23 protein-coding genes, 1 tRNA gene and 1 pseudogene are annotated in these 26,340 nt (G+C 55.5%); 4 read left to right on the top strand and 21 right to left on the bottom strand.

Features of this window, described 5'->3' with window-relative positions; all coding sequences use genetic code 11:
• Positions 1-52: 52 nt before the first annotated feature.
• The 6 genes from ACMGGQ_RS14415 to prmB are packed head-to-tail and all read right to left on the bottom strand — an operon-like array spanning position 53 to position 4,601.
• Positions 53-328, bottom strand: a complete 276-nt coding sequence (locus tag ACMGGQ_RS14415; protein WP_008502607.1) for a YfcL family protein — start codon at positions 326-328, stop codon at positions 53-55.
• A 13-nt stretch (positions 329-341) separates the two neighbouring features.
• A complete protein-coding gene (locus ACMGGQ_RS14420; protein WP_048029666.1) occupies positions 342-887 on the bottom strand; it encodes an elongation factor P hydroxylase in 546 nt (181 codons plus the stop codon).
• A complete protein-coding gene (locus ACMGGQ_RS14425) occupies positions 887-1,696 on the bottom strand; it encodes a sulfite exporter TauE/SafE family protein (RefSeq protein WP_045908744.1) in 810 nt (269 codons plus the stop codon). Before ACMGGQ_RS14425 ends, ACMGGQ_RS14420 begins: the two co-directional genes overlap by 1 nt.
• A complete protein-coding gene (gene mepA / locus ACMGGQ_RS14430) occupies positions 1,696-2,520 on the bottom strand; it encodes a penicillin-insensitive murein endopeptidase (protein ID WP_420290196.1) in 825 nt (274 codons plus the stop codon). Before mepA ends, ACMGGQ_RS14425 begins: the two co-directional genes overlap by 1 nt.
• Positions 2,521-2,522: 2 nt before the next feature.
• Positions 2,523-3,608 carry a chorismate synthase gene (gene aroC, locus ACMGGQ_RS14435; protein WP_045908745.1) on the bottom strand — a complete coding sequence of 362 codons (1,086 nt, stop codon included), beginning with the start codon at positions 3,606-3,608 and terminating at the stop codon, positions 2,523-2,525.
• 60 nt (positions 3,609-3,668) lie between these two features.
• Complete coding sequence (prmB, locus tag ACMGGQ_RS14440; RefSeq protein ID WP_008502612.1) at positions 3,669-4,601, bottom strand: 50S ribosomal protein L3 N(5)-glutamine methyltransferase; 933 nt, start codon at positions 4,599-4,601, stop codon at positions 3,669-3,671.
• A 145-nt stretch (positions 4,602-4,746) separates the two neighbouring features.
• On the opposite strand from prmB, the gene smrB reads away from it, so the two are divergent.
• Positions 4,747-5,298 (top strand): endonuclease SmrB, encoded by a 552-nt coding sequence (gene smrB, locus ACMGGQ_RS14445; RefSeq protein ID WP_008502613.1) that lies wholly within the window; start codon positions 4,747-4,749, stop codon positions 5,296-5,298.
• Positions 5,299-5,347: 49 nt separating this feature from the next.
• Here the strand turns inward: smrB and sixA are convergent, their stop codons facing one another.
• The 4 genes from sixA to ACMGGQ_RS14465 form a co-directional block, all read right to left on the bottom strand.
• Positions 5,348-5,833 carry a phosphohistidine phosphatase SixA gene (sixA, locus tag ACMGGQ_RS14450; protein ID WP_032623034.1) on the bottom strand — a complete coding sequence of 162 codons (486 nt, stop codon included), beginning with the start codon at positions 5,831-5,833 and terminating at the stop codon, positions 5,348-5,350.
• Positions 5,834-6,042: 209 nt separating this feature from the next.
• Entirely contained in the window at positions 6,043-8,190 is a 2,148-nt protein-coding gene (fadJ, locus tag ACMGGQ_RS14455; RefSeq protein WP_420290197.1) for a fatty acid oxidation complex subunit alpha FadJ, read from the bottom strand.
• A complete protein-coding gene (fadI, locus tag ACMGGQ_RS14460) occupies positions 8,190-9,500 on the bottom strand; it encodes an acetyl-CoA C-acyltransferase FadI (RefSeq protein ID WP_420290198.1) in 1,311 nt (436 codons plus the stop codon). Before fadI ends, fadJ begins: the two co-directional genes overlap by 1 nt.
• A gap of 247 nt (positions 9,501-9,747) precedes the next feature.
• Positions 9,748-10,032, bottom strand: coding sequence for a YfcZ/YiiS family protein (locus tag ACMGGQ_RS14465; RefSeq protein ID WP_229226189.1), 285 nt, complete (start codon positions 10,030-10,032; stop codon positions 9,748-9,750).
• Positions 10,033-10,404: 372 nt separating this feature from the next.
• Between ACMGGQ_RS14465 and fadL the strand changes: the two genes are divergently transcribed.
• Entirely contained in the window at positions 10,405-11,688 is a 1,284-nt protein-coding gene (fadL, locus tag ACMGGQ_RS14470; protein WP_045908748.1) for a long-chain fatty acid transporter FadL, read from the top strand.
• A 44-nt stretch (positions 11,689-11,732) separates the two neighbouring features.
• On the opposite strand, the gene mlaA is transcribed toward fadL, so the two are convergent.
• Positions 11,733-12,485, bottom strand: coding sequence for a phospholipid-binding lipoprotein MlaA (mlaA, locus tag ACMGGQ_RS14475; protein WP_023336447.1), 753 nt, complete (start codon positions 12,483-12,485; stop codon positions 11,733-11,735).
• 315 nt (positions 12,486-12,800) lie between these two features.
• Here mlaA and ACMGGQ_RS14480 point away from each other — a divergent pair, with 315 nt between their 5' ends.
• Positions 12,801-13,730, top strand: a complete 930-nt coding sequence (locus ACMGGQ_RS14480) for a formate/nitrite transporter family protein (RefSeq protein WP_045908749.1) — start codon at positions 12,801-12,803, stop codon at positions 13,728-13,730.
• A 75-nt stretch (positions 13,731-13,805) separates the two neighbouring features.
• Positions 13,806-13,877, top strand: a tRNA-Arg gene (locus ACMGGQ_RS14485).
• A gap of 49 nt (positions 13,878-13,926) precedes the next feature.
• Here the strand turns inward: ACMGGQ_RS14485 and ACMGGQ_RS14490 are convergent.
• The 10 genes and pseudogenes from ACMGGQ_RS14490 to ACMGGQ_RS14535 form a co-directional block, all read right to left on the bottom strand.
• Positions 13,927-15,258 (bottom strand): VasL domain-containing protein, encoded by a 1,332-nt coding sequence (locus tag ACMGGQ_RS14490; RefSeq protein WP_420290199.1) that lies wholly within the window; start codon positions 15,256-15,258, stop codon positions 13,927-13,929.
• Positions 15,259-15,349: 91 nt separating this feature from the next.
• Positions 15,350-15,820, bottom strand: a complete 471-nt coding sequence (locus ACMGGQ_RS14495; protein WP_048029650.1) for a hypothetical protein — start codon at positions 15,818-15,820, stop codon at positions 15,350-15,352.
• A gap of 14 nt (positions 15,821-15,834) precedes the next feature.
• Complete coding sequence (gene tssE / locus ACMGGQ_RS14500) at positions 15,835-16,290, bottom strand: type VI secretion system baseplate subunit TssE (RefSeq protein WP_420290200.1); 456 nt, start codon at positions 16,288-16,290, stop codon at positions 15,835-15,837.
• Positions 16,290-16,835: a type VI secretion system lipoprotein TssJ gene (gene tssJ / locus ACMGGQ_RS14505; RefSeq protein WP_048029648.1), complete on the bottom strand. Its 546-nt coding sequence runs from the start codon at positions 16,833-16,835 to the stop codon at positions 16,290-16,292. The genes tssE and tssJ overlap by 1 nt, the downstream gene beginning before the upstream one ends.
• Entirely contained in the window at positions 16,813-17,898 is a 1,086-nt protein-coding gene (gene tssG, locus ACMGGQ_RS14510; RefSeq protein ID WP_420290201.1) for a type VI secretion system baseplate subunit TssG, read from the bottom strand. The genes tssJ and tssG overlap by 23 nt, the downstream gene beginning before the upstream one ends.
• Positions 17,862-19,616, bottom strand: coding sequence for a type VI secretion system baseplate subunit TssF (tssF, locus tag ACMGGQ_RS14515; RefSeq protein WP_420290202.1), 1,755 nt, complete (start codon positions 19,614-19,616; stop codon positions 17,862-17,864). Before tssF ends, tssG begins: the two co-directional genes overlap by 37 nt.
• 108 nt (positions 19,617-19,724) lie before the next feature.
• Positions 19,725-19,994: pseudogene (locus tag ACMGGQ_RS14520) on the bottom strand (PAAR domain-containing protein); the annotation flags it as partial.
• A gap of 27 nt (positions 19,995-20,021) precedes the next feature.
• The gene (tssA, locus tag ACMGGQ_RS14525; RefSeq protein ID WP_420290203.1) at positions 20,022-21,623 is read right to left on the bottom strand and encodes a type VI secretion system protein TssA; all 1,602 of its coding nucleotides are present in this window, start codon (positions 21,621-21,623) and stop codon (positions 20,022-20,024) included.
• The gene (locus tag ACMGGQ_RS14530; RefSeq protein ID WP_420290204.1) at positions 21,623-25,105 is read right to left on the bottom strand and encodes an ImcF-related family protein; all 3,483 of its coding nucleotides are present in this window, start codon (positions 25,103-25,105) and stop codon (positions 21,623-21,625) included. Before ACMGGQ_RS14530 ends, tssA begins: the two co-directional genes overlap by 1 nt.
• Positions 25,102-26,325, bottom strand: coding sequence for a hypothetical protein (locus ACMGGQ_RS14535; protein WP_420290205.1), 1,224 nt, complete (start codon positions 26,323-26,325; stop codon positions 25,102-25,104). Before ACMGGQ_RS14535 ends, ACMGGQ_RS14530 begins: the two co-directional genes overlap by 4 nt.
• Positions 26,326-26,340: the final 15 nt, after the last annotated feature.

Raw genomic sequence — 26,340 nt, forward strand, 5'->3', positions numbered from 1 at the left:
GTGCCCTCACCCTAACCCTCTCCCACAGGGAGAGGGAAGAGAAGGCGGCGGCTTAGCGTTTAGCCTGCTGGAATAAATTGTCCCACATTCCCAGCACCAGAGACTGGTCGCGCGGAGAAAGTTCCCCGGCCTGAATGGCTTTCTCCAGACTGCGGGTCACTTCCTCATGAACAGCGTCGGCAGAGTGATCGTCACCTGCTTCCAGCTCAGCTACCGCGAGCGTCAGGTGACCACGCAGATAACCGCTGGCGAACAGCTCATCATCGCTGGCGTGTTCCACCATGTCATCAATTAACGCCAGAATGCGTGATTCAAATTCTGCGATCATCTTCTTTCCTCTGTTAAAGATCTTCCGGCCAAGGGAAGCATTCCGCCGTGATCACCGGCGTGTGGTAATAATTCTGTAAGGCCTCAATCAGGCGCGCCGGACGTTCCGGGATGCCTTTCTCAAGATAGTCCATCACCTGCGCATGCACGCGGCGCTGGAAGACGATACGGTCTGGCTCGAAGTCGCCTTCGAGGTTGTCACAGCTCACGTTGAACGGGAAACCCGCCGCGACGCAGAATAGCCATTCCAGCGCCTGCGGCTTCACTTCCACATCCTCAAACTGGCCCTGCGTTGCGGCGTCACGCCCGTCCGGGCAGTACCAGTAACCAAAGTCCACCAGCTCGCGACGCGCTTTTCCGGCGATGCACCAGTGCGAAATTTCGTGCAAACCGCTGGCGTAAAAGCCGTGCGCAAAGACGATGCGGTTATACGGAACCTCTGCATCTGCAGGAAGATAGATCGGTTCGTCGTCGCCTTTAATCAGACGGGTATTAAAATCGTCAGCAAAACAGCCGTCAAAAATCTCAATCAGCTGTTCGTATTTATGCGTACTGTTCATTAATGCATCCCCAACCAGGTGAGGATCTCCTGTCCATGGCTGTCATAAAGAAGTTTGGCGCTCATTACGGCCGAGACGATGACGATCATCGGTCGAATCAGCTTTTGTCCTTTGCTTAACACCAGACGCGAACCCGCGCGTGCGCCCAGGAACTGCCCTGCCATCATGACGAATCCGGTTGCCCAGATGACCTTGCCGCCAATGATAAACAGCAGCAGACCGCCAAGGTTCGACGTCGCATTGAGCACTTTGGCATGAGCGGTCGACTTGGCGAGGTTAAACCCGGCCAGCGTCACGAACGCCAGCGCGTAAAACGAGCCCGCCCCCGGGCCGAAGAAACCGTCGTAAAAGCCGACGCAGCCCCCGGCAATCAGGGCAAACGGCAGACCGTGCAGACGACGCTGGCGGTCTTCCTCGCCGAGCTTCGGCATCAGCAGGAAATAAAGCCCGATGCAGATGACCAGAACCGGCAGGATCTGGCGCAAAATATCCGACTGCACGTGCTGAACCAGCAGCGCGCCCGACGTGGAACCAATAAAGGTCATCAGGATATTGAGCTTCTGGTCGGCCAGGCTCACCACCTTGCGGCGGATAAAATAGAGCGACGCTGAGAGCGAGCCGCCGCAGGCCTGCAGCTTGTTGGTGGCAAGCGCCTGCGCCGGGCTCATGCCCGCCGCCAGCAGCGCGGGTACGGTTAATAACCCACCGCCGCCCGCAAGGGCATCAATAAAACCGGCCAGCATGGCCACGAAGAACAGCACCACCAGCAGCAGCGGTGACACCATAAACAGATCGACGAAATTATCCATTAAAGTACATGCTCATCCAGTAGCGCCTGGCAGGAAGGCGGCAACGGAGGCGGTGTCTTCTTCTCAGGCTTAGAGGTTCCAGGTTTTGCCGGTTCAAACCAGCTTTGCAGTTCCGCACCGCAGCCATCGCCTGGCGGCGGGAGCGGCTGATCTTCACATTCCAGGCTGTTCGCCGGGCAACGCAGGCGAACGTGCATGTGCGCGCGATGCTGGAACCACGGGCGCACTTTGCGCAGCCAGTCGCGGTCCGTTCCGGCATCCAGGCAGAGCTGCTGCTTGATGGCCGGGTTGACGAAAATCCGCGTGACGTCGTTATCTTCTGCCGCCAGCTTGATCATGCTGGAGACCTCCCGCGTCCACAGGGACGGCACAACGCGCTTGCCGTCGCTCGCCACCAGATCCAGCGCCTGCGGCTTCAGCAGCTGGGCAGACGTCCAGCGCGTTTTCGGCAGCTGCAGGAAGATATCCACATCCAGCCCGGTCTGATGACTGGCGTGTCCACCGTTAAAACGCCCGCCTGCAGGCATCCCCATATCACCGATCAGCATCGTGCCCAGCCCCAGGTTATGCACCTGGTTGCCAAGACGCTGAATAAACAGCACCAGATCCGGGTGGCCAAAGTAGCGACGCTGGTCGGTACGCATCACCTGATAGGTGTCTGATTGCAGCGGAAGTTCCTGCGCGCCGACGATACAGCCGTTGGAAAAGGCGCCGATGGACTGCGCGCTCCCCGCCACCGGGTGGGTGATTTTTTGCCATGGCGTCGCGGCCAGACTGGCTCCACTGGCCAGCAGCGCCAGCAGAGCAATTGCGGTTTTTTTCATGTTTACCAGCGTGGAATGGTGGTCGTCACATCCGCATTCTGCGCGCGCTGGCGCAGGAAGTGATCCATCAGCACGATCGCCAGCATCGCCTCTGCGATCGGCACCGCGCGGATCCCCACGCACGGATCGTGACGTCCTTTAGTGATCATCTCAACTTCTTCGCCATCGCGGTTAATCGTGTGGCCCGGCACGGTAATGCTGGAGGTTGGCTTCAGCGCGATGTTGGCAATAATCTGCTGCCCGCTGCTGATACCGCCCAGAATGCCGCCCGCGTGGTTGCTCTGGAAGCCCGCCTTCGTGATCTCGTCACGGTTCTGGCTGCCGCGCAGGGATACCACGTCAAAACCGTCGCCAATCTCAACGCCCTTCACCGCGTTGATGCTCATCAGCGCGTGGGCGATGTCGGCGTCGAGACGGTCAAATACCGGCTCGCCCCAGCCTGGCGGGACACCGTCGGCCACCACGGTCACTTTCGCCCCGATGGAGTCGCCCTCTTTTTTCAGGCCCCGCATCAGTTCGTCCAGCGCGTCCAGCTTGTCGGCATCGGCACAGAAGAACGGGTTTTGCTCGACCAGATCCCAGTCTTTGATCGCCAGCGGAATGTCGCCCATCTGGGTCAGACAGCCGCGGATAACGATGCCAAATTTCTGCTGCAGGTATTTTTTGGCAATGGCGCCAGCCGCCACGCGCATCGCGGTTTCACGCGCAGAAGAACGTCCGCCGCCGCGATAGTCGCGGAAGCCGTACTTTTGTTCGTAGGTATAGTCGGCGTGGCCCGGACGGAACACGTCTTTGATGGCGCCGTAGTCCTGGGAGCGCTGATCGGTGTTTTCAATCAGCAGACCAATGCTGGTGCCTGTAGTGCGTCCTTCAAAGACGCCGGAGAGAATTTTGACCTGGTCCGGCTCGCGACGCTGCGTGGTGTAGCGAGAGGTGCCCGGACGACGACGGTCGAGGTCGTGCTGTAAATCGGCTTCGGTCAGTTCGATGCCTGGCGGTACGCCATCAACGATACAGCCCAGCGCCAGCCCGTGCGACTCGCCAAAGGTGGTCACGCGGAATACCTGTCCAATACTGTTTCCTGCCATCACGGCTCCGATGTTGTTGTTTGTGTTTGAGCGTTGTGAAACGGGCCGAAGCCCGCTGGATTAATCTTTATAGATGCTGAAGTGTTCGCGCGCGTCGAGCAGCTGCGCTTTGGTCAGCATAAAGACGCCGTCACCGCCGTTGTCGAACTCAAGCCAGGTGAACGGCACATCCGGGTACTGCTCTATCAGATGTACCATGCTGTTGCCCACTTCACAAATCAGAACGCCGTCGTCGGTCAGATAATCCGGCGCGCAGGCCAGAATGCGGCGGGTCAGCTTCAGGCCGTCAGATCCTGATGCCAGACCCAGCTCCGGCTCGTGACGGTATTCGTTCGGCAGATCGGACATGTCTTCCGCATCGACGTACGGCGGGTTGGTGACGATCAGATCGTACTGCAGCGTTGGCAGATCGCGGAAAAGATCGGAGCGAATTGGCGTGACGTGATGGATCAGGCCGTGCTCTTCAATGTTGTGCTCGGTCACGGCCAGCGCGTCGGTGGAGATATCGACGGCATCGACTTCCGCTTCCGGGAAGGCGTAAGCGCAGGCAATCGCGATACAGCCGCTGCCGGTACACATATCCAGGATGTGCTGCGGCTGATGGCCGATCAGGCCTTCAAAGTGGTTGTTAATCAGCTCACCAATCGGCGAGCGCGGCACCAGCACGCGTTCATCGACATAGAACTCGTGGCCGCAGAACCAGGCTTTATTGGTCAGGTAGGCGACCGGGATGCGTTCGTTGACGCGGCGGATCACGCGCTCAACGATGCGGTGTTTTTCGCTGGAGGTCAGGCGCGCGGTGCGCATGTCTTCCGGAATATCCAGCGGCAGATAGAGTGACGGCAGCACCAGCTGCACGGCCTCATCCCACGGGTTGTCGGTACCGTGTCCGTACCAGATATTGGCGGCGCTGAAGCGGCTAACCGACCAGCGCAACATGTCCTGTATGGTATGCAGCTCGTTTACTGCTTCATCGACAAATATTTTATCCACTCTTTCCTCCAGGGCATGCTCGCATAATTTTCGGCGGCTAGTTTGCCATGAAGACGGCGATAAATCAGCAATGACGCGTACCGCTTGAGGTTAAAAAATGCGTTTAGTCGGGTACACTATCGGAAATACGAGATGAGAATGACGAATGAAAAAGAAAACATCGCTCAGCGAGGAGGATCAGGCGCTCTTCCGCCAGCTAATGACCGGGACGCGGAAAATCGCACAGGACACCATCGTTCATCGCCCGCAGCGTAAAAAAATCAGCGAAGTCCCGGTCAAACGGCTGCTGCAGGAGCAGGCGGATAACAGCCACTATTTTTCAGATGAATTTCAGCCGCTGCTCAATACGCAGGGTGCGGTGAAATACGTGCGCGAAGACGTCAGCCATTTTGAACTGAAAAAGTTACGTCGCGGAGATTATTCGCCGGAGCTGTTTCTCGATCTGCATGGTTTAACGCAGATGCAGGCAAAACAGGAGCTGGGGGCATTGATCGCCGCCTGTCGCCGCGAACATGTTTTTTGCGCCTGCGTGATGCACGGCCACGGTAAGCATATCCTCAAGCAACAGACGCCGCTGTGGCTGGCTCAGCATCCACACGTGATGGCGTTTCATCAGGCACCCAAAGAGTACGGCGGAGATGCCGCATTGCTGGTGTTGATTGAAGTGGAAGAGTGGCAGCCGCCAGAATTACCCTGACAGGACGGCGGGAGGCCTGTTTTGCGCCCCCGCACAATCACACGTCACGTCAGATGGCTTTTGCCATCCTCAGGTTGCACGGACTCATTTGCCAGTTAAAGACACCTTTACCCGTTTCGTCCAGAGACACATTGGCAATGGCGGATGTCGTGAACATCGGCGGAGTCTCGCCCGGGCACAGCTCAGATACCAGATAGCCAACCAGTGGCAGGTGGGAAATGACCAGCGCGGACGCAACACCTTCATTGCACAGCGCCTGAAGATAGGCACTGACAAGGCCTACATCGCCACAGGGGGTGAGTTCAGGAAGAACATCCACGCTGGCAGGCAGGTTCATGCACTCCCCTACCACCTCCAGCGTCTGTTCAGCACGCAGGAACGGACTCACCAGAACGCGTTCGATGTCCACTTTTTGACCTTTAAGCCAGGTCGCCATCTGACGAGATTCGTCGCAGCCACACACGGTCAAAGGACGTACTGAGTCACTGGCGGCATCGAGTGCCGCGTCGCCGTGACGCATGATAAAAACTTGCATATTGCACCGCTTTTGTTAACCAGAATCACCGGCGTTAACTACCCGCGATAAATGCTGAGAGGTAGAAAACCCGATGGCCGGGCATTGTGCCTGATCCATTCGGTGAATGAAACGCTGTTTTTTACCTCAATGGCGTAAGTATAGTCAATCTCTGTTTACAAAATCGCCAGAACAGGTTCATTCACTTCAGGATTTACCCTTCTTTGACCTCAGCTTACGAGGACAGTTTCCCTTGCAGGCCAAAATGTCTGGCCCCGTTCCGCCATCTGCAATAATTCTTCACACGGTGTAAAGCGTGGACCATATTGCGAAGCCAGACGTTGCAGGATAGCAACCACTTCACCCGCGCCGAGCGTATCCATATAACGGAACGGGCCGCCAAGGAACGGCGGGAAACCTATGCCAAATACCGCGCCGATGTCGCCATCGCGCGCGCTTTTGATTACCTGCTCACCAAAGCAGCGCGCCGCTTCATTGAGCATCATCATCACGCAGCGTTCAGCGCACTGAACGGCGGACAGTTTTCCCTGACCGGTGGTCGAAATAAGCCCATAAACCGAAGGGTCGACCTGTTTCTTGCTTTTACGCCCTTTCGCGCCGTAAAGATAGAAACCGCGTTCATTTTTTCTGCCTTTGCGATCGTCCTTCAAAATTGCAGAAACAATGTTTGCAGGCGGGCTAAAACGATCGCCATAAGCCGCCTCCAGTACAGGTATAATTTTAGTGCCGGTGTCTATTCCCACCTCATCCAAAAGTTGGATTGGGCCCACGGGGAAACCAAACTTTACCAGCGCCTCGTCGACGTGCTCGATCTTCTCGCCTTCCGTCAGCAGCCGCATGGCTTCATTAATGTAGGGCGCCAGAATGCGGTTGACGTAGAAGCCGGCTTTGTCTGCGACCACGATCGGCGTTTTACCCTGCTTCTTCGCAAGTTTGACTACCGTGGCGATGGTTTGCGGGCTGGTGGTCGCGTGTGGAATAACTTCCACCAGCGGCATTTTTTCTACCGGGCTAAAGAAGTGCAGTCCGATCACCTGCTCCGGACGCGCGGCTTTTGCTGCGATATCGCTAATCGGTAATGACGACGTGTTAGAGGCAAAAATGGTGTGCGGGGCGCAATGCTGCTCAACGTCTGCCACCATCTGCTGCTTAAGCGCCAGATCCTCAAACACGGCTTCAATCACCAGATCGCGGTGCGCAAAACCGCTGTAATCCGTCGTACCGGAGATCATCGCCAGGGTTTTATCACGTTCGCTTGCCTTGATATGGCGGCGCTTGACCTTTTGATCAAGGTTCTGCCAGCTGTACTGCAGCGCGTGGTTGATTCCCTTAGGATTAATGTCTTTGATGCGTACAGGCAATTTGCCTTTGCTTGCGGTAACAAAAGCGATACCGCCGCCCATAAGCCCCCCACCCAGCACGCCAACGGCACGCAGCGGCGCAGGCGATGCCTCGCTGCCTGGGTCTTTTTTCACCTCTGTGCTGGCGAAGAAGATGCTGCGCAGCGCCTGTGACTGCGGCGTCATCGCCAGTTCGCCAAAGGCTTTGGCCTCCGCGGCATAGCCGCTGCTGCTGCCCTGCGACAGCCCGGTTTCGATCACATCCAGGATCCGCTTTGCCGCCGGGTAATTGCCTTTGGTCTTTTGTTCGGTCTTTTTGCCCACCATGTTGAACAGGAGCGTTCTGCCCAGCGGGCCGGCCAGCACGCGCTCGCGAACCGGCAGAGGACGTCTTGCCTGACGCCCTTTCAGCGCAAGCTCAACGGCGGCCTCCAGCAAAATGGACTGTGGCACGACGTCATCGACCAGACCGGCTTTCAGCGCCTGACGGGCACGCAGCTGTTTACCGGTTAAGATCATCTCCAGCGCCGTGCTGACGCCCACCAGGCGCGGCAGACGTTGCGTTCCGCCGGAGCCAGGCAGCAGCCCCAGCTGCACCTCCGGCAGGCCCAGAATGGTTTTCGGATCGTCGGTACATATACGGCTATGGCAGGCCAGCGCCAGCTCCAGCCCACCGCCCAGACACGCCCCGTGGATCGCGGCGATAACCGGGATTGGCAGGCTGTTGATCTCCGCCATCACCTGCTGCCCCTGACGCGCCAGCTCTTCGGCCTCCAGCGCGCTTTGCGCCCGGGCGATCATGTTGATATCCGCCCCGGCTATAAAGTTGTCGGGTTTGGCAGAGATAAACACCAGGCCGCGAATGGCTTTGTTCTCGCGGATCTGCTTTAGCATCGCGCGCACCTGAACGCCAAATTCAGCCTTCAGGGTATTCATCTTTTCATCAGGCACATCAATAGTGATAACGGCCACGTTATCGAGGCGAACCGTCAGATTAAATGCAGATGGCATATCCATTATTCAGCCTCCAGAACCATTGCTGCGCCAAGGCCGCCCGCCGCACAGGCGGTTACAAGGCCAAACCCGCCGCCACGGCGACGGAGTTCATGTAATGTTTGCGTGATCATTCGCGCGCCGGTGGCGGCAAACGGATGACCGTAGGCGATAGAACCGCCCAGCACGTTGAATTTACTCTGATCCACTTCGCCTGTGGCATGGGCGCGGCCCAGCACATCACGTGCGAAACGCTCGCTTGCCAGCAGCTGGACGTTTGCCAGGGTTTGCGCGGCAAACGCTTCGTGCATATCAATCAGGGTTAAATCAGCCAACGTCAGCCCCGCGCGATCCAGCGCCAGCGGCGTGGACCACGCCGGACCTAACAGCATGTCCTGCCAGACGTCAATGGCGGTGAAGGCGTAGCTGCGCAAATAGCCCAGGGGAGTAATGCCCAACTCCTTCGCACGGGATTCCGCCATCAGGATCACGGCGGCAGCCCCGTCCGTCAGCGGCGTACTGTTTGCCGCCGTCACGGTGCCGTGCTTGCGGTCAAACGCCGGGCGCAGTTTGGCGTAATCCGCCAGCGTTGAGGTGCCGCGAATATTGTTATCTTCCGCAAGCGGTTCGCGATAGGGCGGAATGTAGGCAGTCATGACCTCGTCGCTCAGCTTGCCTTCCGACCAGGCTTTTGCCGCAAGCTGATGCGAGCGATGCGCCAGCGCATCCTGCTGTTCACGGGTAATGCCGTAGGTTTTCGCCATCTGCTCGGCGGTATCGCCCATGCGCAGGCCGGTGGAATATTCCGCTACGGCAGGAGGGACAGGCATCAGATCGCGCAGACGTAAATGCGAGAAGAGTTTGAGCTTCTGACCCGTCGTGCGGGCTTTGTTGGCATCGACCAGGATACGCGCCAGCTTTTTACTGACCCCAATCGGCAGTACCGAAGAGGAGTCCGCTCCACCCGCTATCCCGGCACGAATGGTACCCGCCATCAGACTTTCGGCGACGTTCGCCACGGCCTGGAAGCTGGTTGCGCAGGCGCGGCTGACGCTGTAGGCGTCGGTATGAACATTCATCCCGGTACCGAGGACGATTTCCCGCGCGATGTTGGGGGCTTCAGGCATCTGCACGACCTGGCCAAAAACCAGCTGTTCGATGACCTCAGGCGGAATTTCGCTGCGAGCCAGCATCTCCCCCACTACCATTTTCCCCAGGTCGACGGCCGGTATGCCATGGAACGCCGTTGCCTGACGCGCAAATGGCGTGCGCAATCCACTGACTATGGCAATGCGATCGCCCTGACGGGTAATAAGCGGTAATGCCTGACTCATAACACTCCCCTGTAAAAATAATTTTCGCAAACGCAAAGTGGTCTGACCTGATAATAGTCTTAACCATTTTTTTACATTCAGCCAATCGGGGAAACGAAAAAATGCGAGCTAAAACACAGAGAAGAAAAAGAAAATGCCCCTGCATGGCAGGGGCATTTGTGCGGTATGTTGCCGGGTGGCGGCGTTGCCTTACCCGGCCTACACGATCGTAGGCCCGTGCAAGCGAAGCGCCGCCGGACAAAAAGGATTAACGCAGACCCAGCTGGAAAATCAGCGTTTCTGCTTCGCAAGCGAAAACAAAGTCGATGTCCAACTTCACGCCGCCTTCCACTTCGGTAAAGTTCGACTTGATTTCACACGGATCGGATTCAACATCACGCGCACGCTTGCTCAGCGCGGCCAGGGTCTCTTCCGCTTCGGCGCGGTTGGTGAACACACGGCTGTAAGACGCGGTGCAATCGGTGTTGTCCATGATGGTCCCAACATCCATACAGCAGCAAACCGGGGTTTCATCAGCACTGCATTTACTCATAGCTCAATTTCCTCTGTATTCGCGCAGCGCGCGAGATAAACACGATGCTGCTATTTTACGCCCCGGCTCGGGCTCTCTCCAGCCGTTAATGGCGCAAAATCGGATAAGTGACCAATATCACACTAAAAAATGATCTAAAACAAAAACCACCCTTTTGGGTGAGTCGCGATGGTCACAATTTTGCCAACCAGATCTCGTTTCACGAAACATGTTTGAAAATATTAATAAACAAACTTGCAACATTCAGGCTGGTCGGACCTATACTCTGGCCACTGGTCTGATTTGTCTGTCATACCTCAGACCCTACACTTCGCGCTCCTGTTACGGTATGTAACAATTATTGAATAAAAATAACTCAATGAGGTTATGGTCATGAGCCAGAAAACCCTGTTCAACAAGACTGCGCTGGCAGTCGCAGTGGCACTCGTCTCCACTTCCGCATGGTCAGCGGGCTTTCAGTTAAACGAATTTTCTTCCTCTGGCCTTGGCCGCGCGTATTCGGGGGAAGGTGCGATTGCGGATGATGCGGGTAACGCGAGTCGTAACCCTGCATTGATCATGATGTTTGATCGTCCGACCTTCTCTGCTGGTGCGGTTTATATCGATCCTGATGTCAATATTTCAGGCAAGTCGCCTTTCACTGGTGCGAGCCTTAAAGCGGATAATATTGCCCCAACAGCATGGGTCCCTAACCTGCACTTCGTTGCACCTATCAATGAACAGTTTGGCTGGGGAGCATCCGTAACCTCTAACTACGGCCTTGCTACCGAGTTCAATAGCAACTATCCGGCTGGTGAATACGGCGGTAAAACAGACCTTACTACGCTGAACCTGAACCTGAGCGGTGCTTATCGCCTGAACGATAACTGGAGCTTTGGTCTGGGCTTTGATGCCGTCTACGCCGATGCCAAAATTGAACGTTACTCCGGAGAGCAAACTGCTCGCCTGCCAAAAAACAGCAATAAAATTGCCAGTCTTGAAGGTGATGAGTGGGGCTATGGCTGGAACGCCGGTATCCTGTACGAGCTGGACAAAAACAACCGTTGGGGTCTGACCTATCGTTCCGAAGTGAAAATTGACTTCGACGGCGATTACAAGAGCGGCATCCTGAAGCCGGTGAACAACCTGGTTCCTGGTGCGGGTACCACCATTCCTTGGGGAACGTCAAACCAGACCGTTCCAGGTTCACTGTCACTGCATTTGCCAGAAATGTGGGAAGTGTCCGGTTACAACCGCGTTGCACCTCAATGGGCGATCCACTATAGCCTGGCCTATACCAGCTGGAGCCAGTTCCAGGAGCTGAAAGCGACCGGAACCAATGGTCAAACGCTGTTCTATAAGGACGAAAGCTTCCACGACGCCTATCGTATTGCGTTGGGTACCACCTACTACTACGATAAAAACTGGACTTTCCGCTCCGGTATCGCATTTGACGACAGCCCGGTTCCGGCAGACAAGCGTTCTATTTCCATTCCGGATCAGGACCGCTTCTGGTTAAGTGCTGGCGCGACATATGCGTTCAACGAGAATGCATCCATCGATGCGGGCGTTTCTTATATGCACGGTCAGAAAGTCACGTTCCAGGAAGGCCCTTACGAGTTTACCTCTGAAGGTAAAGCCTGGCTGTTCGGTACGAACTTCAACTACGCGTTCTAATCGTACTGGAATCAAAAAAGGTGAGCATTGCTCACCTTTTTTATTTACTCGGAATCGATATCTTTTAGTTCGTTTTCAATAGCCTTCGCGTTTGGATTTTCTTCCGGCTTCAGCTTACCGCCGTTGGCAATAAAGTCATGATTCTGGAAGTACGCTTCACGCACCATAATGTACGGGTCAGAAGACTGGCGCAGCAGACCGTCAGAGTCGAGCAGTTGCGCACGGGTTTCAATCCCTTCCACCGTCCATTTACCTACCGACAGCGGCCAGGTCAGCCACGACAGAACCGGATACAGCGTATCGACCATATCACCGCCATCATCACGCACGGTGAAGCTGCCATAGAACGGCAGATGAACGTAAGGGCCGTAGCCGACGCCATAATGCCCCAGCGTACTACCAAAACGGTGCGGCTGTTCACGCTGCAGTTTCGGGTTCGCCATGCCAGCGACGTCAATAAAGCCGCCCATCCCCAGAATGGAGTTCAGGAAGAAGCGGGTAAAGTGCACCATCCCCTGATACGGGTCGCCCTGCAGGAAGTAGTTCACCATTACCGCAGGCTCTTCGAGGTTACTGGTAAAGTTACTTAACCCGTTACGCGCGGGTTGTGGAACATAATCGCGCCATGCCACTGCCACCGGGCGAACCACATACGGGTCCAGCACGTTGTAGTTGAAGCTATACATGGAGCGGTTAAATCCTTCGAGAGGATCGGAGCGTCCCGTTTGCTCCCCGGAGCTGGCGCAGCCCACAAGCATCGTCGCGCCCAGCGCAAGCGCCGACAGCCGAAGTTTCATAAATATCTCCCTGTTCAGTATGGCTATCGTTGATTGCCATCCGTAACGGAGCCGTTGACGCTCCGTCTGTAAACGTGCAAGCGATTGTAACAGCACGTTTACCGATGTCTATGAGCACAATTACGGGCAGTAACCACCGTGACTCTGATCTCAGCATAGCCTGGCTTTTGGAATTCGTTTCGCTGGCAATTTTATAATGTCTTTGAAAGAGATGTATCACCTTTGTTGTCATTGCCGCCAATTTAAGAGCATCCCCACAGGCATCCCGACAAAAGCCGCTACGCTTAACAGAAAGATCAACCTCCGGGAGCAGATATGAAAGAAGTGGGCGAAGAAAAAATTGGCGAGAGCAATGAGGAAATTGAAATTGAAAGCGAGGAGAAAGCGCGCGGCGAGAAAATAGAAATTGATGAAGATCGCCTGCCTTCCCGCGCGATGGCCATCCACGAGCATATCCGCCAGGACGGTGAAAAAGAGATGGAGCGCGATGCCATGGCCCTCTTCTGGTCAGCTATCGCCGCTGGGCTCTCAATGGGCGCATCTCTGCTCGCCAAAGGGATATTTCATGTTCAGCTGGAAGGCGTACCCGGCGGATTTTTACTCGAGAATCTCGGCTATACCTTCGGCTTTGTGATTGTCATTATGGCCCGCCAGCAGCTGTTTACCGAGAACACGGTGACCGCCGTTCTGCCGGTAATGCAAAACCCTACCCTCGGCAACTTCGGTTTATTGATGCGTCTGTGGAGCGTCGTCCTGCTGGGTAATATCATCGGCACAGGCATCGCGGCTTGGGCGTTTGAATACATGCCGATCTTTGATGAACCCACCCGGGACGCGTTTGTAAAAATCGGCATGGATGTGATGAAAAACACGCCAGTGGAGATGTTCTCGAATGCCATCATCTCCGGGTGGATCATCGCCACAATGGTCTGGATGTTTCCTTCTGCAGGAAGTGCCAAAATTGTGGTGATTATATTGATGACCTGGCTGATTGCGCTGGCTGATACCACGCATATCGTGGTCGGTACCGTTGAAATACTGTATCTGGTCTTTAACGGTACGCTTCACTGGAGCGATTTTTTCTGGCCGTTCGCCCTACCGACGCTGGCGGGTAACATCTGCGGCGGAACGTTTATCTTCGCGCTGTTAAGCCATGCCCAAATCCGTAACGACATGTCGAACAAACGCAAAGCTGAGCTTAAGGCGCGGGAAAATGATGATAAATCGACAAAAAAATCGTCCTGAATGGTGACTCTTTGAGCAGTCAGGCGGCGATGCGCTTAACGCATAGTGTAAATAAGGCTATACTCGTGCCGCCTCGTCCCCTTAGTTAAATGGATATAACGAGCCCCTCCTAAGGGCTAGTTGCAGGTTCGATTCCTGCAGGGGACACTTTGACCTCCACGCGTTGTTGAACACATTCGCCTGTCCGCCGCAGAATTCACTGCGAAGAAGAATCCCGTTTTATTTGAGCGTAACGCGTTGCCAGCTGTTTAAGACGCAACTCCAGCTGGGTCTTTTCGGCTTCAGGAAGCACACCTCCTGTTGGATGCTGTGACAGGCGTCTGAGTTGTTCTTCAGCCGGTATTGTTTGGTTAAATGACTGTATAGTCGAAAAAACCACCGATTTAAGCTCACTCACCGTGATATATTTTCCCTTTTGCTCATCCAGACTACTCAGCCGATGGCTCAGTTGCTGAAGCTTCATCATTCCCTGATACCAGCTGTTCATGGCCTCAGCAGGCAACGCTGCCGCGTTAAATTTTTGCTGCCACTGCACGGCGAGCGGCTTCGCCTCCTCCGGCCGCACCGTCTGGAGTTGCGCTAACAGCTGAAGGCTGTAGGAAATATTCCAGTCAGGGGGCAACTTATCCAGTCGGGCAAGCTGCTGCTGCGTTTCTGTGATAAACGTGGACGATAAAGTGCCTCGCTGTGCTAACGCCTCTTGCTGAGCAGGTGTAAGCGCTTCAGGTAACGGCGCCAGCGAGGCAACAGCCTGAGTCGTTAAGGGATCGGGTCTGGACAGAAAGCCCCCTCCCCACGCCACGGCGACGCAGACCACCAGCATAGAACACATCCCGGCGACAAAGGGCTTCCATGGTCTGACCGCCCCGTGCGCTGTCGTAAGCCCCTCTGCATCAGGCTGATTTTCCTGCTGCACAACATAGACCCATTTCACGTCGTCAACCGGCTCTGCCCTTTCCTGAGGTATTTCGCAACCGGGCATCATGCGTGCATTCTGATCTGATGCGTCATTACTGCTTTCCAGCCGTTCAGCATTCGAACGTATCATTGTTCGTAACGTATCGAACTGGCTTAGGTGTTTCAGTTCAAGGCGCTGGAGCACCGCACTCAGGCGGGTAAGCAACGCTTCAGTGCTATAAAGCTCGCTAAGATGGCTGTTGTTGAGTGGAAGTATACGCATACGCTGCTGCAGTCGCTGGCTCAGGCCGGTAAGGATTTCCAGACGAGTATGTAGCGTCTTCGGCCAGAAAACGTCCCATTGATGGCTAATCAGGGCCTCCAGAATCGCCAGCCCTTCGTTCAGGCCAGCCAATCCAGACAGGTGAGTCCGGGCAAGGGTGTACCAGGCCGCAGTCTGCAACTCCACACCGTTTTGTTCAAACAGAGAGAGACAGCGTTTTTCGACATATTGCCAGTTTACATCCGGGCGAGCAGGATGCGTCAGCTTGCTGAGTTCATCGCGGAGAGCAGCGTAATCTGGCAGCGTGCGCGGGTCGCCGCCGGTTTTTAACGTTATATGTGTGGTCATCCTGGAGGGCCTACATATCCGTGTGGATAATTTCGTCAGTTGATGTGAGGGGCTATTTTGCGTTTAAAAGTGCAATGACTCAGAAATATCGCTATGGCAGCAGCGCTAAAATCAGACCGAAAAACACACCTTCATCCCATCGTTGTCCGGACCGGGATGAGGTATCAGGGGGAGTAAAGATCCAGCCATTTGCGTTCCCCACCCGCATGAACAGGCGTCCTTGAGAAATCACCTTGTCCCCGGAACAGAAAGTCACCTCGACACAACCGGCGACGCCCTGTCCATACAGAAAGATCGGCATAAATTTGACTGCCCGGCTGTCATAGCGCAAAACGATACCGGAAATCTCAAAAGCCCCGCCCTCCACCAGCAGATCTGGAACGGATACCGTCAGTGGCTCCACATTCAGTCCCGTATCCGTCAGCCACGCGTCCATTTGCTCCTGAAGCTGGGCCATTCGCTGGCGAAACTCTGCAATATCAGCCTGACTCTTGCTGATGGCAGGAACAGGTGCAGGTTGGCGTGCCTGCAACTTCTTCAGGAACTGTAATTTTACAGACATGATGTTATCGGACCTTATATACGAAGAGTGGTGTCGAGATACTGCTGTTGCCTGAGATGCCTTAACAGGACCCGTCCTTCGGGCATAAATTCAGTCCCGTAGCGCACCAGGCCAATCCCTTTAAGTTCAGCGTCAATGGCATAGCGCAGTTCGCCGGGGACGTTCTGTTCCAGCAGGACAACGGTTATTTTTTTCAGGCGGGTTTCATATTTGAGCAGGACGGAAGACAAAGTGCCCATCAGCTCATGGGCCGTTCCCGGCATGCCCTGCAGGATTTTGGTCATATCCGGCAGGCCGTAGTCAGGCAGATGCGCCAGCGTGCCGGCACGACAGTTGAGGATACGCTGCATGTTATCCAGTACCGAGAGGATGACCTGATTTTCCTCACTGACCTGGTTGAGATTGAGGCCACCTGTAAAATTTCCCGTTAACATTTCATACAGCGAAGGCGTGTTATGTCCGTAGGGCATCAGTCGTCCTTAAGCGGTTGCAGCGTCAGAGAGTTATCACCTGCTTCCAGGATACGTGGTTTATCCGGATCCAGGTCACTGCGTTTGATAACCTGCTTCCAGGCGTTGTTGTCCATATCCGGATGGCGGAACAGCCCTACCACCGCGACAAACTGCGCCTTTTCTTCCATTGGCATATCAAGGTTTGCATCGCCACCCGGTTTCACCACGACATCACGACTGGCCAGCATGTCGTCTTTCAGAATGGTGCTATCATCCTGAAGCAACTGCTGATACACCGTCTTATCAAAGGTTTTGCGGTCTTTAAGCTGGTAAACCCTTATCACCACCGGCTGAGACAGCGAGTTACTTTCACGGGAGTCGGTGTTCAGCGCTTCACGTGCGGTAAAATCCAGATGCAGGATTTTAATTTTTTTATAGAACACAGAATTGAACGCCGATCTGGTACCGTCGGTGACGCTCTGCGTTACCCCACAGCCCGTCAGAGTGAGTGCTATCAGCGGCATCAGCCAACGCGTAGTCTTAATTAAACTTGTACGTAACACGTCTGTTTCCTTGTTGTGTTTTTGCAGGCTCCAGGCCACTGTAATAACCCAGCTCTGTCGTAAAGGTCTCAGGAATATCATCCGGAAGGCTATCATCATCAGCGCCCAGCACGCCGTTCAGTCCCAGCCAGAAAGGATTGTCTCCAAGCGGTGGAACGGCCAGCAGACGTACGGAAGTGGTCAGGGTAATTCTGGCTTTAAACCGCCAGCCCAGATATACCCGTAGCATTACCAGGAAATCCAGGTACAACTGGCCATCCGGTTTCCAGCCCTGCGCTTCCTGTTCGTTGTCCGTTGCGAGAGCAACCAGCAGTTGGCTGCCGGCATCCATCGCTTCGTCACCCAGAGGCGTATTGCCATCAAGAAGAAACTCTTCGTCACCGTAAAAACCCAGCGGCCTGTCAATATCTACAGGCCGGAGACAATACGGACTCACCTGCACCGTCGTATCGGGCGCCAGCAGGCGCACCAGTGCCTGCATCCCTTCCTGAGTTTTGCCCGGCTGCTGCAGCACACCCAGTAGCGCCAGAAAGCGGGACACTGGCGTGGCTATATGATTCGCAGTGCCCGGTATTCCCAGACCAACCAGACCCAATAACGACTGCGAAATGCTGTCGGTACCTCCGGGCTCAAACGTGGCCGGATACGAGTATTTACGCCAGACGCGGTAAAACTGCGTCAGGATGCGATGACTGAAAATATCCAGAAACCCCTGCAGCGCCTCATGTCCTTCCCGGCGCTGGGAAATGTCATCGAGATAGGCGGTCGGTAGAGGCGAATCAACACCGTACATCCCCATAAAGGTCGTGCGGATAAGCGGTGGCCTGCTGTCATCACCCTCGTCATACTCGACAGCCTTCAGTTCACTGGCCGGGAACCCCATTCCAGGGTGCGGCGCAAAGCGTACCGGGTCATCCGCCGGATGGCTGGTAGAGCCCATCAGCGGCCTGTCCGGATGGCGCTTCTCCAGTAGCTGGCATAAACGATAAAAGTTGATGCGGTGAAGATCGGCCTCCAGCCGCGGGGTCAGCCGGGAATACGGCGGTTGTGCTTCTCTTCCCATTCCAGGCGCTCTCCGGTCGGTTGCAGAATAATAAACAGGCGGTTAAACAGATAGATATCGGTGTACAGTGCAAAGAAGCGGCTCAGCATCTCGCCGAACAGACAGATATCGCCGCGCCCGGCAAAGCCGTTGCTCTCAAGCGTCACCTCAATCTGCACCCCGCGCACCAGATATCCCTGCTCAAAGCGTTCCGTTTCACTGTGCTTCACATCGATAATCGCCTCCAGACGACGGCGGTTCATCTCGCTGTCAGTCCACTCGTACAGCGCCAACGTGCCGCGCAGCACGTCGGCATTGTCCATCATCGACAGGAAGCCGCTGCCGAGATGGCTCAGCACACGCCAGTGAAAGCGATCCTGTGCCGGGGGATAACAAGGCAGCGTCGGCGCACACAGGTTGCGCACGGCGATACTGGCTGAAGTGGTTTTCATCACTGTATCGAGCACGGTACTTTGCAACGCTCTGCGAGGTAGTTGGCCATTGGTGCCGGTTAGCGTCAGCGACAGGCTTTCATCCTCCGGCACCGTGTGGTTATCAAACGCTTCCCCGCCGAGGATAAGCCAGGTGTTATGCAATCCCGACGGGCCACGGCGCACGCGGGTGTGGTAGTAATATTCCGGGGCTTCATGACGCATCATTCCGCCCTTGTGGCGGAAGCTTGAAAATGGCACGTAGGTATGCTGGCTTGATGACATCACCGAATCCACCGCGTATATCTCGGTATGGCCATCCTGCACGCGCATCGGGCGCAGCATATATTCGGTCTGCAGGGAATTGAGCGTCAGCGGATCGGATTCCAGCGGGAACAGGTTAATCACCGGCACACAGTTCAGGCGCAGATGCTTTTCGGTAAAGCTGAAATCATGCTCCCAGCGTTCTGCCAGCACCACGTCGATTTCAAACCATGGGAGCTCAGCCGGAAAGGCCACGGTCTCGAGCCCACGCAGCCCCGTGAACATGAATTTCTCACGGAAGGTGAAGTACTCGAGCAGCAGCTGATAGCCGCTAAAGCTGCTGCTTCCCTTCGGCCACAGGACGTCATCATCGCCAAAGCCCAGCGCGGTGAAATACCCGTCGAGCGGTCTTCTGCCCATGTCGCCCGGCATCCGTATCCAGAGGCGCGCTGTGTTCATGGTAAAGGCTTCATGCATGGCGCAGGCCAGCGGTGCATCAGCGTTGAAGTAGAGCGGGATCTGGCTGAGATCGATACGACTCCAGTCGGCAAGATGGCTGCAGTTAAAGCGCAGGCTGATAACCGAACGCCCGTCAGGGTCAGTCGACAGGCGGGCTTGCTCCAGCGACAACGGCAGGAGCGTGATCTCTTTGGTTGTGGTGTACCGACATCGCGTGGCCTTCTCGCCGATCGGCCGCGAGTTCACTTCGAAACCTTTGGCGATGCGCATCTGCTCTTTCATCTCACGCCAGTCAGGGGTGAACTCCACCACCGACATCGACGGTATGGTGCGCAGATAATGCGGCCACAGCAGGCTGACCAGCCCTTCGGTCAGTTCAGGCAGGTCGTCATCGAGCTTTTCACGCAAGCGCCCCATCAGGAAGGCAAAGCCCTCGAACAGGCGTTCAACATACGGGTCGCGCGCTCCGGCTTTATCAAGGTTGAGCATTGCTGCCTGCTCGGGGTGAGCACGGGCAAACTCTTCGCCAGCTTCCAGCAGGTAGCGCATTTCAGCGTCGTAATAACGCAGGGTTAAGTCGTCCATATTTATTTTTACTTAGTTTTCTTTGGATTCAGAGCACAGCTGCACCCTGGTGTACCTTCAGCATAAGTTGAAAAAACATAACGATGGCAGATGTTGTTATTAGCCACCATAAGTACGTTCATGCCGGGAAGGGATAAATTTTGCGCCACAGGGACAACTGCTGGTGCTATGCAGCGAACCCGCATATTTCCGCCCATTGGCATTATTGTTAGGAATATGTCCCACTATCTTGTACGTGCCAGCATGCTTTCCGCAGGTCACATTCTCCTGCTCCCGGGCTAGAGGGATCCCCATGACCGTGTCGGTCGGGTCACCTTCAAGAATTTTTCCACCGCAAGTAGTCATATCACCCTTTACCAGATAATAACCTTTCGCCATCTTTCACATCCTGAGTTCATTTACCATTCAACCGCAAAGCACTGCACTGCTGGCCGGATCGAGTGCAATCAAACCTGCCAGAAGCTGGTCCATCTCCGGCTGAAGGCGTGATTTATCGGTTTCACTACGAGCGGCTTTCATACGCAGCAGTCTGAGGCGGCGCGATTTCACTTCAAATAACAGCGCCGGTGTCCACTGCGTGAGGGTGATTGACCGTGCGGCGCTATCGAGTTCACCCAGCAGATGCAGGGCCAGCTCATTTTTACCCTTTTGCTCGGCTATGCGGGCCATCAGCAGGCGCAGCAGCCATTTGTCTTTTGTAGAGTCGCAACCTGGACGGGTCTGGAGCCAGTGAAGTGTGGCATCCAGACCGTCAGTGTCCGCTTTATCCAGCGCTTCCGGCTCGAGGAGCAGGATATCGTTATCTGTCTCACCAGCAGCACTGACCGGCTCATCCCGCCAGCTGGACAAATCGCCCAGCACGCTCTGATTTATCCAGTTGAGCGTGACCTCATCGGCAAACGGCGTTCCGTCATTAAAGGCCAGCGTTTCAAGTCCTGTGAGACGGCTCAGCAGCCCTTTCAGATCGGCGATGATGATATCGGCCAGCACATCGTGCCCCAATTTCACCAGAGCCTGGTGGATATACCACTGCAAATCCAGCCAGAGGTGATTAGCGCCACGCGAGAAGGTGCTGTCCGCCTGCTCCAGTATCTCCAGCCAGCTCTGTTGCAGGTACAACCGTTTAAGCATTGCCCGCTGGTCAGCCCGCGGTGGTTCGATACGTGTTTTCCCTTCGGCATCCGGTGCAGGGATCGCTCTCAGCGTGTCATGGCGCAAGCTTTTCATCAGCCGGTGTGCGGCTAGCCAGCCATCAGGCTGCTCGCGCAGATATCCCGTCAGGGTACGGGCCTGGGCCAGCAAATCCTGACCGGAGGTGATGCGGTTCAGAACCGGCGCATCTGACTCGGTCGCATGCGTAAAGGGCTGTGACTGCGCCTTATTCCCTGCGTTCTGCGGTACCACGGCATCCACACCCCCGGCCTTCATCAGGCGAGACTCCAGCCCGCTGTACAGGGCATTCAGCTCTGGCCGCGATGCTTCCGGCTCGGTCTCCAGACGGGTACTGATGAGCAGCAAGGCCCCGGCGGTACGCTGTGCATCCTCGCGGATGACCTCCGGAAACAGTGACAGACTGTCCAGGACACGGCTACCGGCAAGCCATTCCAGTGCAGCCTTGCGGCTTCGGTCCCGCTGCGGGTGAAGCTGCATGCCGTAGCGCTGCAATAATCCGGCAAGCAGTTCAAGCCCTTCGGCAAAGCCGGCTTCGCCATCCTGGTGCAGTCGCGCCCAGCAGTAGTAGGTCGCAATCCGGATGTCTTTGGCCGTGGTGGTCAGTAACTTTTCAGCAAGCGTGCATATCAGTTCAGTATCAATCCCGGAGAGCTTATTAACCTCTTCGCGGATACGCTGAAAATCATCGTCATATCCCGGGTCTTCCCCTGTCGGACTGGCTACGCTTACCGGAGCAAGCCAGGGCTGCCAGTTATCCGTGCGCGTCTGCGCCTGTTCACGCAGCTGAGCATCGCCAGCCTGACAGGCGGTAACCAAATTCTGCAATGTGCTCATTATTCGACACCTTCCATGTCATTGTTTTCCGTATTAGCCATCAGCGCCTGAGCGGTGGCCACGCTGTCGACACTGAATATGTGATCCGGCAGCTTGAAACCACGCAGATCCAACAGCGCCAGCGGGCCTTTTCCAAGTTGTGAGCGCAGCACCCACTGCAGGGTGCGACCATCCGGTGCGGTAAAGCTCATCATCCACTGGCTGCGGTCAAGCTGCTGACGCTTGCTCAAGTCCAGCCAGCGGATAAAGCCCCATGTCCCGCTGTAATCCCCGAACAGACGCGCACCGGCGTTGACCGTGGTCCATGTCAGCATCGTTCCCGGCTTGTAAGTCTCTCCCGGCCAGCGGAAGCTTTGCCAGTCGGCCATCTGGTTGAAGTAGTGCAGCTTTTGTCCATCAATGGTCAGCTGCGTCTCCACCACCTGTGGCACAGGACGCGCCTGCAGCTCAAAGCTGATGCCCTGACTGCCATCGGTGAACAGGATGTCTGACAGCTGGCTCAGCTGGTTAATGGCCCGCAGGAAGGCCGGGTTAAAGTTCAACCCCTGGCTGTTGACCTTATCCGGTACCCACTGGCTACCCTCTTTGTGCAACACACCGTTGAGCTCTGTCGACAAGAAGCGCTCTATCCGTCCACTGTCCTTACGCACAAATTCAGCCAGCATCGGTAAAGAGGCATCGCTTTTGCTGGCAGCAAACGGGAAACGACCGTCAAAGGCAGTTTGCCAGTTCGCGACAACCGAACGGCTCCATTTGTCATTCAGACTGGCAGCCGACGGCTGAAGCACGGTCTCCCAGGCCTGGGTCAGCGGCTGCACAAACATTGTGCTGCCAAATCCGCTCCACTCCTCGCCAAGACTTGCCGAAATCAGGCTGCCGTATTGCTGAGTGTCGGTGAGGTCCACGCTTTTGCCCTGGAATACGGTCTGCGCCAGGGTCTGCATCATTGCCTGCGGGTCAGAAGCGCTGGCCACCTGCTGCAGTCGCAGACGCACGCGGGTGATACGGGTCAGATACGTCTGCAGACTCAGGGAGTTGTCCGCCGACATGACATTACCACCTTTGTTTTTACCCAGAAGCTGTAGCAGCGGGCCAAAGGTATCGTCCAGCGGCCCCTGCGGCCCTGACGCAGACTGATCAATGGCAGGTTTATCTTTTCCACCGACGAGATCTTTAGCCGATTTGATGAGGGAGTCCGAAAGACCTTCGCTTTGCTGGCCTGTCTGTCCCTGCCAGGCGAGGGTATTCATCAGGGCAATCAGTGGCGACTGGCGGACATCGCTCATCAGCGTAAGCTGGTCAGTAACGTCCGCAATATTGTTTGCCGGGTTCCAGTGCAGGCTGTTAAGGAAATTCAACCAACTGCCGGCAAAGTCAATGAAATAACGCTCTGTCAGGCGTGCTTTGAGCGCTTCTGGCGACAGATCCGCCGATACGGCTTTACGGGAATCACTCAGCACCCAGTCAATTTCATCCCGGCGGGAATTTGCAGCCTTTTCGATAGCCTGCTGAATGCCACCTTCCCAGGCCTGGCGGGTGAACATGCCCGGCACGACCTCCTCAGTAGTAAAAAGTCGACGCGCATCGGTACCGCTGGTCATGTCCTCCAGGGAGACATCGGCGAAGTTACGACGCACTGACTTGAGCATATTTTCATAAAGTGTGCTTTCAGCGTTACGACGCCCAATTTGCTGCAGCAGCAACTGGCGACTCTGGCTGACCAGCTGCGCATCCGGTGTGATTTTCCACAGTGGCTGCTTAGGCAGTTCGGTGATGTAGAAGGCCCATAAATCCGGCGCCAGGCTTTGCCACAGACCGGTAGAAATACCCATTCGTGTCGGCTGCACGGTTTTCAGGGTCTGCGCATAAAACGCGCCGTCGACTTTATCCGGACGGGCCATCATCAGCCAGGCTTTAAGCTGGTCATAACCCGGCTTCGCCAGCTGTGCACGCTGGTCGCTGTTGGGGGCAGAGTTTGCCAATGCGCTGAGTTTTTGTGTCAGCGCCTGATTCGCCGGGTCGCGTATCAGGCGGTTGTTTGCCACGCCGTACCAGGGCAGCAACGCATCGAGCAGCTGCTGGTTATGGTCCAGACCGAAGCGCTGGTACCAGGGCGCTCCTTCCTGAATACGGTGCTGCAGGCGGCCGGCGTCATTACGCAGGGTATGCAGAGCCGTGAGCTGGTAATCCGATACGGAAGGATGCTCCACCAGCGCATGCGCCTGCTCGGCAACAGAGACTATCTGCATGCGGTTGATCGCGAACGACAGCAGTATTCCCGCTCCCCAGATACCGATGATAGTCATCAGTGTCCAGGCCAGCGTCTGTTCCCAGGCCATACCGACACGGCGGCCACGCACACGGATGCAGTCATCCACAATGCCCTGCCAGGTTACGGGCAGGATCAGGGCGTGACGCTGTGATTCGGGAACATACTTCTCAGCGTCAACAGATGCAGCATCTGCAGCTTCTGACGTTTCAGCAGGTTTTTTCTCCGGCAGGCTGAACATCAGGCCACGCAGTGGAACACGCGGCTGTGAGGCTGACAGCCATGGCACCAGTTGCTGAGTCCAGCGGACGATACCGCCTTCTTTGAGGTGCTGGCCCAAGCGCAGCAGGAAGTCGTTGCCATTGCTCTCAATAACCTGACTCACCCCTTGCGTCCGCAATGCAGGTAGCATCAGCTCAAGCTGATGGGTAATATCGTCAGCTTTGGCACGCAGCGGGAAGCTGGCACCTACCGCCTGTTCAATACGTTTCTCCTGCGTCCATTTGCTGTCACACAGCTGCCACAGCCAGACCGGCGCGGAATATCCGAGCAGTTCGCTAATTTTTTCCAGCCCACGTAAATCGTTGTCGCTAGTTTGTGGGCTCAGATTAAGCGACGCGGGTATGACGCGTACAATACCGTCCAGTGGGCGCCAGCGACGCAGTTTTCGTAGCGCGGTATATTTTTCCTGGTCTGGTTCAGCAGTCAGACTCCCGCCGTAAATCAGAACGGTACGATTACACTCAAGCCACTGGTTTTCCTGCAGGCCTGGTACCAGTTGTTCGATTGCCACCTCATCGCCGGTGACAAGCAGAAGACGAACTTTGCTGTGCCATAAAAAGGAGTAGCGACGGCGAAGGTGGATGAGGATCTGTTGACTGGTCGTCACTGCAGCAGATAGGGAAGTTACATCTTTCTTTGTTGGCGTCTTCACATCATCACCCTGCGCATTTTGCCGCTCTTTACTGAAGCTGCGTTTACCTTCAGCTCGCGCACCAAAGAAAAGAAATACTCCAGTTATGGCCAGTGCAATACTTGCTGCCACAGAACCGCTCAGCCAGGCATACCAGCCGGAGGTTTCCCTGATGAGCTGTAACCTTTCAGGCAGCAAGTAGACGATACTCACCACAGCAAGGCTGCAAACCAGCGCAATTAACACCACAAGCCAGAACACAATTTCCGGTTTTTTAAACAGCGAGAAGAAGCGCCTCATGCTTCGCCTTCCTTAGCGGAAGACGCAGGGGATACCACCATATTCCAGACCTTTCCAGTTTGTTGATCGCGGCTAATCAGTAAATGATGTGCCGGTTGTTGTTGTATTGATTGTGTGGCACCTGCCACGGCAAGCCATAGTGATGCATTACCGGGATTACCCAGAAAATCATTGAAATTATGAAAACCCATCTGCGGGTCGACATTTTTCAGACCTGTAGCACTAATACCTTTCATCAAAGTGGCATGCGCTTCGGTTTCAGCATCAACCCCACTAAGCCAAAGATGTTCCGGCTTTTCGGTGCTAACCGGCACCCAATCGAGCGCCTGAGTAATGGCATAGTGCAACGCGTCAGGCTCTCCTTCTCCAGCTTCAGGGCGGTGAAGAAAGGCCAGCGGCGGAAGGATGTCCTGCGTCAGTCGGTTCCCAAGCAGTATTCCGCTTATAGCTTCAGCGGACATTGAGGTATTGAGTGGGGCGTATTGCCACGACACCACCAGAAGGACAGACTCGCTGCGGATATGGTGGTCGAGCCAGTCATCTATCGCCTGCGCACCTCTCCCGGTAAGGATAGAAACAGGTTGCTGAATACCTGACTGCTGCAGTGCGTCCCAAAAAAGGGCGAAGGCTTTCTCCTCAGATATAGATGAGGAGTGCTCCAGAAGCATCATTACGGACTTGTCTGCTGGAAGAAAAGACAGCGGTTGCGTCAGTTTGTGGGTTAGCGCCCTGAATAATGCCTGAAGATGCTGCTCTTCTTTGGTTCCCCCGGTACGGGTTATCTGACTCAGGCGGGTATCTTCTTCCCCGCGCCAGGATATCTGGGGATAAAAGACATTTTCATTTTTCACGAGATTGCTGCCAATGGCCGTAAACGGTTTATTCGCAGAGGAGTGCGCCGTGCAGCATTCAGCCGCCAGAATTTGCAGCGCACGTCTGCCCCGACGAACTTCTTTGAGGATCGTCTTTTCCCGCTCCCTGTCTCGCGCATTGGCGGAAATTGCACGCAACAGATAAATCACGAACAAAATAAACAGCCACCCACCAAGCATAATCGCGGGACCGCCCACGGTCAGCAATAGGTTATTTTTTCCCGTCACCAGACGGGATATGACGATACTGAATCCAATCAGGATCATCAGCACCATCATCCAGCTAGCAAATCTGAGGGATGCAGGCCTGGCGCTGACATCTGGCATGCTTTTTAGATCAACAGGCATAGTACGGTTCTTGTC

The sequence above is a fragment of the Enterobacter sp. BNK-13 genome (assembly GCF_048685015.1).
Classification (GTDB): domain Bacteria; phylum Pseudomonadota; class Gammaproteobacteria; order Enterobacterales; family Enterobacteriaceae; genus Enterobacter; species Enterobacter quasiroggenkampii.